Origin of the sequence: Paenibacillus sp. LS1 (genome assembly GCF_026013365.1) — a bacterium.
In the GTDB taxonomy this organism is placed as follows: Bacteria; Bacillota; Bacilli; order Paenibacillales; family Paenibacillaceae; genus Paenibacillus.
The window spans coordinates 1,779,639-1,791,681 of the sequence record NZ_JAPDOE010000001.1 but is presented as its reverse complement, the minus strand read 5'-3'; the positions used below and the strand labels follow the sequence as shown (position 1 = coordinate 1,791,681).

9 protein-coding genes and 1 pseudogene are annotated in these 12,043 nt (G+C 41.6%); 7 read left to right on the top strand and 3 right to left on the bottom strand.

The window, feature by feature from the left end; all coding sequences use genetic code 11:
• Positions 1 to 170 precede the first annotated feature (170 nt).
• The 5 genes from OM416_RS07815 to OM416_RS07795 all read left to right on the top strand — a co-directional run bounded on the left by OM416_RS07815 (position 171) and on the right by OM416_RS07795 (position 6,741).
• Entirely contained in the window at positions 171 to 1,205 is a 1,035-nt protein-coding gene (locus OM416_RS07815; RefSeq protein ID WP_264928234.1) for an ABC transporter substrate-binding protein, read from the top strand.
• 112 nt (positions 1,206 to 1,317) lie between these two features.
• Positions 1,318 to 2,925 carry an AraC family transcriptional regulator gene (locus tag OM416_RS07810; RefSeq protein ID WP_264928232.1) on the top strand — a complete coding sequence of 536 codons (1,608 nt, stop codon included), beginning with the start codon at positions 1,318 to 1,320 and terminating at the stop codon, positions 2,923 to 2,925.
• A gap of 80 nt (positions 2,926 to 3,005) precedes the next feature.
• Positions 3,006 to 4,046, top strand: a complete 1,041-nt coding sequence (locus OM416_RS07805) for an NAD(P)/FAD-dependent oxidoreductase (RefSeq protein WP_264928229.1) — start codon at positions 3,006 to 3,008, stop codon at positions 4,044 to 4,046.
• Between the two features lie 50 nt (positions 4,047 to 4,096).
• Entirely contained in the window at positions 4,097 to 4,684 is a 588-nt protein-coding gene (locus OM416_RS07800; protein WP_264928228.1) for an imm11 family protein, read from the top strand.
• A 500-nt stretch (positions 4,685 to 5,184) separates the two neighbouring features.
• A complete protein-coding gene (locus tag OM416_RS07795; protein WP_264928225.1) occupies positions 5,185 to 6,741 on the top strand; it encodes an acetamidase/formamidase family protein in 1,557 nt (518 codons plus the stop codon).
• 135 nt (positions 6,742 to 6,876) lie between these two features.
• Here OM416_RS07795 and OM416_RS07790 read toward each other — a convergent pair.
• Positions 6,877 to 7,674 (bottom strand): annotated as a pseudogene (locus OM416_RS07790) (sulfurtransferase).
• 198 nt (positions 7,675 to 7,872) lie between these two features.
• On the opposite strand from OM416_RS07790, the gene OM416_RS07785 reads away from it, so the two are divergent.
• Together OM416_RS07785 and OM416_RS07780 are read left to right on the top strand one after the other, a co-directional pair.
• Entirely contained in the window at positions 7,873 to 9,699 is a 1,827-nt protein-coding gene (locus tag OM416_RS07785; protein WP_264928223.1) for an ATP-dependent nuclease, read from the top strand.
• Positions 9,700 to 9,704: 5 nt separating this feature from the next.
• Complete coding sequence (locus tag OM416_RS07780; RefSeq protein ID WP_264928889.1) at positions 9,705 to 10,730, top strand: DNA cytosine methyltransferase; 1,026 nt, start codon at positions 9,705 to 9,707, stop codon at positions 10,728 to 10,730.
• Between the two features lie 7 nt (positions 10,731 to 10,737).
• Here the strand turns inward: OM416_RS07780 and OM416_RS07775 are convergent, their stop codons facing one another.
• Both OM416_RS07775 and OM416_RS07770 read right to left on the bottom strand, forming a co-directional pair.
• The gene (locus OM416_RS07775) at positions 10,738 to 11,025 is read right to left on the bottom strand and encodes a hypothetical protein (protein ID WP_264928220.1); all 288 of its coding nucleotides are present in this window, start codon (positions 11,023 to 11,025) and stop codon (positions 10,738 to 10,740) included.
• 321 nt (positions 11,026 to 11,346) lie between these two features.
• Positions 11,347 to 12,003 carry an NPCBM/NEW2 domain-containing protein gene (locus tag OM416_RS07770; protein ID WP_264928217.1) on the bottom strand — a complete coding sequence of 219 codons (657 nt, stop codon included), beginning with the start codon at positions 12,001 to 12,003 and terminating at the stop codon, positions 11,347 to 11,349.
• Positions 12,004 to 12,043: the final 40 nt, after the last annotated feature.

The window sequence follows — 12,043 nt, the reverse complement described above, 5'->3', positions numbered from 1 at the left end:
AGATTGCAGACTTCGTTGGTACATAGGTGTGTGTATTCTGTCATGACCTCTCAATGATCTAAAGAAAATCGCCGAATTCTCCATGTGCAAAGAAGAGGGATGTCCGGTATTCTATTCTAAGTGATATTGATTCTCATTACTGAATACTGCAAAGCGAGGAGATTCATTCAATGAAACGAAGAGGTACGTATAGCATGATGTTTGCGGCAATGATATTGCTGTTGGTTTTTATTATGGCGGGATGTGGCACACAGGCCGATAGCGGTACGGCTAACGGAAGTCAGACGGCTTCGTCATCAACGGACGCAGGAACTGCGAGTCAGGAAGAGACGGCATCCTCCAACGCTTCCCAAACGAAATCTTTCACGGATCCTACCGGAACAAAAGAGATTCCCGTGACGCCGCAGCGCATTTTTTCTATCAGTGCAACAACGCAACTGTTGGCTCTGGGCATTACGCCAGTAGGTGGACTTCAATATGAAATCGATCAGGATTATTATTTGAAAAATGCAGCCAGCGAAGTTGAAATCGCCGGAGACTACCCACCGAATATGGAAGCAGTGACAGCACTTCAGCCTGATCTGATCATCGCATCCTCCTTTGTTGAATCGGATGTGATCGAACAATTGGAGAAAATCGCTCCAACGGTGATCTATCCATGGGAAGATAATCTGTACGATCAACTGAGATATATTGGCGATATCGTGGGCAAAAAAGCGGAAGCTGAAGAATGGATAACGAAACACGAGACCAAAGTAGCAGAACGCAAAGCAGAAATGAGTAACCTTGTTGGAGCAGACCAGACGGTGGCGGCTGTTGAAATCTTCAAGGATTCATTCCAAGTCGCTGGCACCCGAAACATGGGGTTCGTATTGCACGATCTGCTTGGATTAAAGCGTATGCCATGGGTTCAGGAAGAGGTTGATAAAAGCGATGGATTCGTCGTGTACACGGAGCCGCAGTCACTGGAGAAATTGCCGGAGCTTACCGCGGATTATTTGATCATTAAGGTCAATGATACCCAACCGGGTTCGACAGAATTTTATGAGAAAATGCAGGAATCTAGCCTGTGGAAAAACCTCCCTGCTGTCAAAAACGGCAACGTCTTCATTGTGCCACATGACAAATGGTGGTCGTACACGTTATTCTCCACGGATGCTTTGCTGGATGAAGCGGTGGAATTGTTCAAACAACATAAGCAATAATGAAGAACTGGTGTAAAAGCTCCCTGGATCAAGGGGGCTTTTCTGCATATCTGAATTGTCGTACAATAAGTGTAGATGAGAATTGTTTTCATTTAGGAAAAGGTGACATACGGTGGAGTGGCAGAACTTCGATTTGCCCATGGATAACGTGCGTTTACGTTGGATTGGGCTTGATGTATATACGTTTTATTCGGGTATAGAACGCACGATGTTTGCACCCGACAATTATGCAATGTGGGTTATTGATGAGGGAGAAGGCGTTGCCGTTGTGGACGGACAACGCCTTCCGATTGTTCCAAGCAGCAGTATTCTGGTTCTCCCCGGAACGATCTTGGAGTGGGAACATCAGCCTGGACATATCGTGCATGCGCATAAGCTGGAGTTTGATGCAGACTGGGAAGGAGAACCAGAGGAACATCCACTGGCAATGATCGGAAACCGAGTGGTTGCAATTCAGCCTTTGGCCAATCTGATGGAACTACTGGATCAAATAGCTGAGCTACGGACGACCGATATGGGCATGAGCCGCTTTAGGCGGGGAATTTTGCTGCAGGAAGCGATCTTTCAATTTGCGGTCAAGGCTTGTGTGAATCAGCCAGCGAATACCAAGGAGGCTGTGCTGCGGACGATCACTCATATGGAAGAGAATTACCAGCACAACTGGAAGGTGGGAGAATTGGCTGCTATCGCCTGCGTAGGCACGAGGCAGTATAGCCATATTTTCAGGCAGGTAACAGGAACAAGCCCAATGGATTATTTGCATCGCGTGCGAGTAGATCATGCCAAACGTTTGCTGCGATCATCAAGCCGGGACATGCACTCCATTGCCACACAGGTTGGATTCAAGGACGAATTTTATTTCAGCCGCAGGTTCAAACAGCAAGAAGGCGTGTCTCCCAGCGTCTATATCAAGAAACATGAGCCGCGTGTTATCGGTCTGCTGTTCACCTCCCATTTGCTTGCACTTGGCATGACACCGATCGGAGCACCGGATTATCATTTATTTCGCAACGAGTACGTTCGCCCGTATTTGCCTGAGATGAAACCGTTTGTGTGGGCACCATACGATCTTGAGGCGATTCGAGAAATGGAGCCTGATCTCATTTTGGGATATGAGCATATGACGACTGGGGAATACGAACAATTTTCCACGATCGCCGAAGTGGTACGCATCCCCTGGCAATCTCAGGACGTATACCAACAGTTAGACAGCGTATCTGCCGTTGTTAACAAACGTAAGAGAAGCAGAGAATGGATGGAACAACATCAGCTTAAAGTTACCCAGACAAAGGAGCGTCTCTGTGCCACTATCGGATTGCAAGATACGTATGCGGCACTAGTGATCGATGATACAGGCTTTCGCGTGGCAGGCGACCGGAACATGGGGCATGTGCTGTACCGCTCCCTTCAGTTGAAGCCTCATCCGCTCGTGCAGCAATTTATTAATGACTATAATGGTCATAACGCCTTCTCGGAAAAGCTTCCATTCGAAGAACTTCACCATTATGACGCGGAGCGATTGTTTATCATGGTCAATGGGCAAAACCCGTATGCCGAAGCCGCCTTTCGCAAGCTGTGTCGTTCGGAAGTATGGAGGAACTTAAATGTTGTTCGTAATAAAAACGTACATAAGGTATCCTACGACAAATGGTGGATGTACACACCGCTCGCGGTCGATGGGCAATTGGACGAGATGATCAAGTTAGTGGAGAATGTCTAATCAACGAAATAGGAGAAAACCCATCCAAACTTCGGAAAATGGATTCCTTGAGGTGATAGGGTGACAAGGGAGAGTTGGTTTTGAATAAACAAAAAATTGTGATTGTTGGTGCAGGGATTGTTGGGGCGTGTATGGCCTATCATCTATCTAAACGAAATCAAGATGTCACTGTTATTGAACGACACCCCGCCGCGGCGCGTGAAGTCACAGAAAAATCGTTTGCCTGGATACATATGACTCATAGGGTAGCTCCGGAATACTGGCATTTGTATGATGCAGCTGTGGAAGCATATCACACACTTCAGCAAGAGCTGTCCGAACTGAAAATTCATTGGCATGGAGCGCTAACTTGGGACACTCCGCCTCTAAGGGAGCAACATCGCTCTCAAAAATTAAACCGGGAGCAGCTTGAGGCATTGGAACCGAATCTGAAGGAATATCCGGATGAAGCGGTTTTTGTGAGCGAAGAAGGTGCGCTGGACCCTATAGCGGTAACGGAGCTGTTGTTGAGCAAAGCGCAAGCGTTCGGAGCAAAAGTTCAGTTCGAAACCAACGTTACACAGCTGCAGCAGGAGGGTTCCCGCCTGATTGGTGTTCATACGTCCAAGGGTTTTGTGGGGTCGGATGTCGTGGTATTGGCCGCTGGAACAGGTACACCCGAACTTTGTAACCCGTTAGGTTGTCACGTGCCGGTAACGTCATCACCTTCCATTCTGATTCGGATGAAAACTGCAAATAAACTGATACACACATTAATCTCCAATGCGCAATTTGAAGCGCGTCAACTGACGGATTATACGCTAGTGGCTGCGGAGGATTATATCGACGAGTCGGAGGAAAACGGACCGCAGGCGGTCGGTAAGCGAGCGTTCGACACATTGCGTCGTAGTCTAAAACATGGAAATCAACTGGAACTGGAAAGCATAAAGGTTGGATGGAGACCCATGCCTGAAGACGGTTATCCGATCGTGGGCTTCCAAGATCATATTAATGGACTTTATCTGACGGTGATGCATTCTGCAATTACGCTGGCACCGCTGATTGCGCATTTGGCTGCAAGTGAAATTATTGATGGCGAAGCAAGAAATGAATTAGAACCTTGTCGCCTCTCCCGGTTTTAAGATCACTCCACACTTGAAAAGCACATAATTCGGAAAGGAGACTTCTTTCTATGAACTATTATTTTCTGGAATCTCAATATCCACGTAGAGGGTTTATTAGTGGCGGAACGACCTTTACTCCCCAATTAGAAATGAATTATTTGGCGATAGAGAATCCGTTGCCAGAGGTGACAACGGCAGAGGTTGAGTTGCTGTCTACGGTGCGCAACCTGAACGTGGATTATTTTGAGACGATTACAGGAACGAGACACGTATCAGATCGTTTTAAAACGCTGTTGGAGGAAACGAAGACAAACACCCAGTTTATTCCGACAACGGTGTGTTACCACGACGGTCGTTCAGTTGAAAAAAACTATTGGACTGTACATCAGCTTGATCGTTTGGATGTTTTCGATTATGAACGTTCGGAATATGGACGCAAAGCGGTCATTGCTGCATCTGTACAACAGCCTCCACGTAAGATCGTCAAAGTTGTATCTCAAATCTGCCTTCATGAAGAGCGAATTGGCGAGCATGAATTTTTTATGCTGGATTATATAAATATCTTCAAACCCATTGTTTCAAAAGATTTTTACGATGTATGCCGAAAACATGGGCTGAATATGAACGTTACAGAGGTCGGAAATGTAAGCATCTAAAATGCTACATGGATATAATGAAAGCACAAAGAAGCCCACGCAAAACGTGGGCTCTTTAGTCTTTATTTTTCCCCGATAGCCACTGGATTCTCCTGATAATTAATTCAATTTCTCCAACTTCCGGAATACAGCTTCACATTCGAGAATCCCGCTTCTTCCAGTGCAAACACGTGCGGAGAGGTGATTATGCCTGAACGGAGTGTAGTAGTGTTCCTACGGCGGGATCAGATACATGAAATACATACATAATTTCCCTGCAACTTAATTTTATTTGTTCAAATCTCTGAACGAGAATCCTCAAGTTTACTAAATATATTTAAATTTTACATAATTTATATATGTTAAGTATGTTGACGTATAATTTGTATTTATAAATTTTTCTTGATATATAGCTTTGAAATGTTGTTTTTATTAACAAAAAAACATTGTTGTAAATATATTTATATGTTAGTGTGTATTTAAGTGTTAGGTAATATTACATAAATAGTGGAGGGGATGTAATGTTTATTAACCGAACCATTAGGAAATTTGGGGTTTCAGTAGGGATTATAAGTATGTTTACATTTGCTCTACCTTCAGTGGGCTTTAGTATGCCACTGCAACCAACAACCATCGATAGGGTTGAAGGTGATTATTATGTAACGTCTGCGATTGAGAACATTCGCTGGGGATCACTGCCTAATCGAGACAGCTCTCCGATTCTTACTGTACCATCAGGAAGTGCTGTAACATTTGATACGGTATCGCACGAGGGACTGATGGAGGATCAAGGGAGAAATCCAGTGGAGTACTTCGGCAAATTCGGTATCTCATCCGATGGAGTGTTGGATGATGCGAAGGTGATTGCGGCTTCTGCGATTAAGCATGATTATGTAGAAGATGGACCTCATATTATCACTGGGCCAGTAGCAGTTGAGGGAGCGGAGCCAGGAGATGTTCTTAAAGTAGAAGTCCTTTCGTTGCAAACTCGAGTTCCATATGGTGTCATTTCTAACCGCCATGGTAAAGGGGCCCTTCCTAACGAATTTCCAGAAAATACAGGCCCAAAAGAGGGAGCTAGCGCAACAAAACCGGAATTATATAATAATGTATCTATATTTACGCCTATTGAAGAGATCAACGGCAATTGGTATGGGGTATTACCAACAAAAACTGGAAAAAATGTACGTTTCCCAATTAACCCGTTTCTAGGTGTTATGGGGGTTGCACCAAATACCAGCGAAGTTGTGAGTTCTATCCCGCCTATTGAAACAGGAGGGAATATGGATATTAATGAGTTGGGTGTTGGTGCAACTATTTATTATCCGATTCAAGTTAAAGGCGGGCTATTCTATACTGGAGATCCACACTTTGCTCAAGGAGATGGAGAAGTAGCGTTAACTGCATTGGAAGCTTCCTTAAGGGGGACAGTTCGGTTAACGGTGTTAAAGAAAGGTGATCCATCACTACCGCATAGTGGAGAATTCACGCAACCTTTTGCTGAAACAGAGGATTATTGGATTCCAATTGGATTGGACCCTGATTTGGATGAAGCAATGAAAGAATCAGTACGTGAATCGATTCAATTCTTATCCGATAAGCTTGATATGGATAGAAGTGTAGCTTATGCGTACCTATCGGCCGCAACGGATTACGAAGTATCTCAGGTCGTGGACCGAACGAAAGGCGTTCATGGACTCATTCGAAAGACCGATTTCCTTGAATATGTTGACGTTGCCATGAATGTAGGTGGTACGACAATCAAACCGGTTGTTCATAACGATGAGTTCTACGTACCGATTCGAACAATTTCCGAGCTGTTGGGTGGTACAGTAGTATGGGATAATAAGACGCGTACAACGCAAATCAAATTAGGCGCTAAAAATATAAGTGCTCAAATTGGTTCAGATGTGTATTCAATTAACGATAAACTAGTGTTCAATCGTAACGTACCAAAGCTTTTAAAAGGCGAAACCGTAGTTCCGGTTTCTATCATTAATGAAATACTAGGTGCTTATGTAAACTGGACGACGATCGACAAGACGTTAACAGCAAATGTATCGTTAAGTACAAAGTAATAATAGATTTCATTATTCAACCGTGGTGGACAGATGTCCATCACGGTTTTTTCTATTATCATGAATCAAAACATAGAAAAATACATCGCCGGGGCAGATAAGCCACCTGGCCATGTATTCAACATCGATACACTGCTATACTTCTCTGTCCGCTTCCGTATTACCTGTAGCCACCGGATTTCCCTCATAGCTAATCCAGTCGCTCCAGCTCCCGGAATACAATTTCACATTTGTATATCCCGCTTCTTCCAGTGCAATCACGTTCGGTCAAGCCGACACGCCTGATCCGCAATACACGATAATCGCACCATCCTTGTCCAGCTTACTGAAACGCTCTTCTAACACCCCAGTATCTGTCCAGCGTCCATCCCAATCCAACACATCTTTCCAAAAATAATTCACCGCACCCGGAATATGTCCGGCCTTGGCATCAATCGGCTCCTCCAGACCCGCATAACGGCGGGCATCGCGAGAGTCGATGAGCACGGCGCTGCCGCTTGCCGATGCGTGCTGTACATCTTCGACACTTGCGAGCATCTGCGGTTGCAGGCTCCACTCGAACGAAGACGGAATCTGTATAGGCACGTCCGTTGTCACTGGAAACTTGGCGCTCTGCCAAGCCGAAAAGCCCTCGTCCATCACATACACCTGCTCATGCCCCATGTAGCGCAGCAGCCACCACAGACGCGAGGCGTTCATGCCGCCTTGATCGTCATAGGCAATAATGCGTGCATTGGAGCCAATGCCTGCTTTGGCAAGGCGACCTGCGAGCATAGCTGGATCAGGGAGCGGATGGCGTCCGCCATGCTCGGTGACCGGAGCGGAAAGGTCCTTTTCAAGATCAAGATAGACAGCACCCGGAATATGTCCGGCCTTCGCATCGATCGGCTCCTCCAGCCCCGCATAACGGCGGGCATCGCGAGAATCAATCAACACAGCGCTGCCAGTTGCGGAAGCTTATTACAGGTCTGCCGGTTTATTTTGTGAGAACATTCCTCCGAGAATCAGAATGTATTATTATGATATAATTGATACTACCTGTTTAATAAGCTTCAAATAACGGGGATGAAGAGGGATCGATTAGAAAAAAAGACACTAATTACATAGAAACTTATACAAGGTGGTTTTTTTGTGGAAGTAGGAGAATTTAATGGGAAGTTCGAGAACGCTGTAAATACTATTCTTATAATGAAAGAAAGAAAGATTTTTGACAATTATATAACTAAAATAGCGTTTCCCTATTTTAAAAATTTCGCTTTTCATTCAGTAATAAACTTTGAATTCCCTTTAACTATTTTAACTGGGAAAAATGGTTCTGGTAAAAGTTCAGCACTCCATGCGCTTTATGGTTCTCCAAAAGGAACGATTATTAGTGATTACTGGTTCTCATCACAACTTGATCCAATAGAAGATTTCGGAGATGTTCAAGAGCGTCATTGTTTCTTTTATGAATATGTAGACAAAGGAGAAAAGCATTCTGTACTTTATCAGAAGATGAATCACAAAAATCGTAGTAGCATGGAGTATTGGGAGACTTCACGACCTAGAGCAAAATATCGTATGGCTACTAGTAAAACACGTTCAAATCCTATTGATAAAAATCTTGTTTACATTGATTTTAGAAAAGAATTAAGTGCTTTTGATAAATTCTTTTATTTTGGAAGTATAGATCATCTTCGTTCAAGTTCTAAGCAAGATTATTTAAGGTTACAATCAGCCAAACTAAAGAATTTAATTGATTCAGGTGATATTTATGAAATACATGGGTGTATACAAAATGAAAATGTAATTCAGTTGACTGAGTCTGAGATAAAGGCAGTGGCCTTAATTTTACAAGAAGATTATGTTGATATCAAACTGATTAATCATAAGTTTTTTCAGGGTTGGGGAACATCCGTTATATGGAGTAAAAATGGTTTTTCTTATTCTGAAGCACACGCTGGTAGTGGCGAAATAGCTATAGTTACTTTAGTCCATAGGATTTTAAATTCACCTCCTAGAAGTTTGATTTTATTGGATGAACCAGAGGTTTCCTTGCACCCTGGTGCTCAGAAGCTATTACTATTGTTTCTATTAGAGCAAATAAAAGTGAATAAGCATCAAATTGTCTTGTCAACACATTCTCCTGCATTTGCAGAGAAAATGCCCAAAGAAGCAATTAAGAGATTTATTAGAAATCCTAAGTCTTCTAAAATTGATATTCTCGATGAATGTTTCCCGAGCGAAGCGTTTAGATATTTAGGACTTTCTTCAAAGTATGATAATGCTAAGATACATGTCGAAGATCATTTAGCTGAAAAAATCTTAAATGCTGTCATAAAAAATAACTCTGATCGATTTGACAATTTCAGTATTTTTTTCACACCTGGTGGTGCTTCTTATATAAAACAGAATTATATTCAACATTATGCAAATGAACAAACTGGCAACAGTTTTGTGATCTTTGATGGTGATCAAAAAGTTAACGATATTTGTATTGACTTTGATACCTTACCTGCGAAGCTACTTGATGACAAGGATTATCTAAAAGACCAAATTAAAAACTTTACAAACCAAGATATAGATTTCGTTAAAGATGGAGGAGAAGGGAAAAAGAGGGACGATCAAGTTGTTAAGGCGCAAAAGCGATATATCGAATTTTATAAAAATTGTGTAAGGTTTCTCCCTAAGCTTACTCCTGAAGAAATCATTTGGGATGACGATTACGTATCTGATATGATTTTACTTCAAAATAGAAATTTACTTGGCGAAGTAATGGAAGAGGAAGATTATAAAAATAAAATATCAAAATTATCAGAAATAATGACTGGTAATGATAACTCAGCTTCTATCAACATAATGCAGGACATGTTGATTAAGAAATGGATCGATAAAAATGATGATTCTCAACAGGCTATCAAAGATATTTTGATTGAATTTATGAATATAATGAACAATCAAGAGGTGGTATTGAAGTGAATGTAATGAATTTAACCGCAATAGATTTGTTTGCAGGTTGCGGAGGTTTAACCCAAGGACTAAAGCAAGCAGGAGTCGATGTTGCTTCTGCGGTAGAGATTAATCGTAGCGCAGCTAGAGCTTATCAAATGAACCACCCTGAAACTGTACTAATTGAACAAGACATTTGTAATGTTAGTGTCAACGAAATTTTAAATGTTACCCCTGATAAAAAAATAAATTTAGTTGTAGGATGTCCTCCGTGTCAAGGATTTTCTAGTGTGAGAACACGTAATAAAGGTAATATTATAGATGATGATAGGAATAAATTAATTCTCGAATTTTTAAGAATAGTAGAAGGAATACGACCAGAGTTTATTATGATGGAAAACGTTCCGGGCATTGTGAATTACATTAATTTCGATAAAACGGTTAATCGTCTAATTGAAATTGGGTACAAATTAGATTATAAAATAGTTAATGTCGAGGATTACGGGGTTCCGCAACGAAGAAAAAGGTTAGTTTTATTGGGTTCTCTGAGTAAACAAGTAACTATCCCTGAAAGTTCACCATCGTTACGTACAACTGTAAAAGACTACATTTATGACCTCCCATCTGTAGATATAAGTGAAGATCCTATGCATAGAAATACCACAAAACATAGTGAGAAGGTAAAGAATATTATTGCTTTAATTCCTAAAGATGGTGGTAGTAGAAAGGATCTGCCTCCCGAGCACTGGTTAGAATGTCATAAAAAAAGCGGAGTTGGCTTTTCAGACATTTATGGACGCCTAAGCTGGAACAAAGTATCTTCTACAATTACGGGAGGGTGCCTTAACCCTTCTAAAGGAAGGTTTCTGCATCCAACAGAAGATAGAGTTATTACTGCTCGAGAAGCAGCTTTACTTCAAACCTTCCCGATTGATTATGTGTTTCCATCAGATATCTCTAAGACAGAACTAGCTCAGATGATAGGGAACTCTTTCCCCCCTAAATTCTCTGAGTTTCAAGCAAATTATTTAAAAAATGTCTTAGTTGAAGAAAAAAAGTAATTATTGGTCATTCTATTAATATAGCATTAGCAATGTAAATAAGTACGGCCACTTCATCATTTTTATCAAGTTGCGAACAAAGGCTTAGCAGACTAATCCCTTCAAAGTCGCACAAGTTTGGATTCAGTCCGTTGTTCAACATCAATAAAAGCGTTTGTACATCTCCAAGAGCCACACATTCAAAGATGAATGGTGGCTCTTGGAGAATTTCGTTTCTATAGGTACTAATAAGCATAGCGCATTTTAAAATATCATTGTTTTGGCAAGCTTCAAGAAAACTATGTTTTATTGACAACTGGATCAGTCCTTTTATTTTCATTAAATATCGGACGAGATATTGGTGTCAATTATTTAACTTTGCTAAACAGAGATATATTGTTCTTTCTCATTAAGCACTGTACCCTTTGGTTCTTTTTAATTCATTGCCATGAATAAGGTGATTTGCTTGCAAGAATCACAGTGAATGCTTGTAGTTGTTCTTTTAATATGGAACACTTTGTATCCACAAAACGGGCATCAACCTTGGAATTTACTGAACAAACATATTGAATATAACAGAATGATGTTGTTAAAGATGAGGTAGACCTGAAATCTAGAGATTTCAGGCCCTAAAAAATCATTTCGATAAGAGTGGGTTTACTATAGCTGGATATGAATTTCCGGAGATATTGGCGAATTCTATGTCCAACTTGAGTACGCCGTTCACAGGAATTGTGGCTGACTGAACGGGAACACCTTTTACGGCTGTGCTACTCCATAGTTCTTTGCCATCACCATAAATGACCATGGATGCGGATGAATCATCACTTGCTTTGTCAAGACTAGCATAGTTGAAGTTCAGAGATTTGTATTGTCCATTTAGGTTATAGCTTTGTTTGGTTTTATTTCTGTAATAAATATTTACATATAGTCCGTTTTTATATGTTTGGTTATCGAGCTGCATTTCAGAGTTAACTATTGATTTATCAGCCACATCAACGGGAGCTTTATCCGTTAAGTAATCTCCTTCTACGACTGAGTCCCCAAACAAAACAGATTTTGTTTTACCATCCCAGGCAACAGGCTTCCCTATCATATCTCCAATGAGCTTAATAGGCACATATGTTGTTCCACTGTAGATGAGGGAGGAGGGAACAGGCGAGCCGTTATTGTTAAATTTACCACCAGAAGGAGTTTTGTCGACTTTGTCCACAATAAATCTAACCGGATCAAAGCTGACTTCAATCTTGTTTGTTGCTCCCCAAGCTATTCCACTGAAAAATAAAGTACCCACTAAAAAACCTGCTGCTAAATAAGGCCCCTACAATACTGTG

Bases quoted from the DNA above. Each gene is read 5' to 3' on its own strand.
- OM416_RS07795 (WP_264928225.1), top strand. From the start codon at position 5,185: ATGTTTATTAACCGAACCATTAGGAAATTTGGGGTTTCAGTAGGGATT.
- OM416_RS07815 (WP_264928234.1), top strand. From the start codon at position 171: ATGAAACGAAGAGGTACGTATAGCATGATGTTTGCGGCAATGATATTG.
- OM416_RS07780 (WP_264928889.1), top strand. From the start codon at position 9,705: ATGAATTTAACCGCAATAGATTTGTTTGCAGGTTGCGGAGGTTTAACC.
- OM416_RS07800 (WP_264928228.1), top strand. From the start codon at position 4,097: ATGAACTATTATTTTCTGGAATCTCAATATCCACGTAGAGGGTTTATT.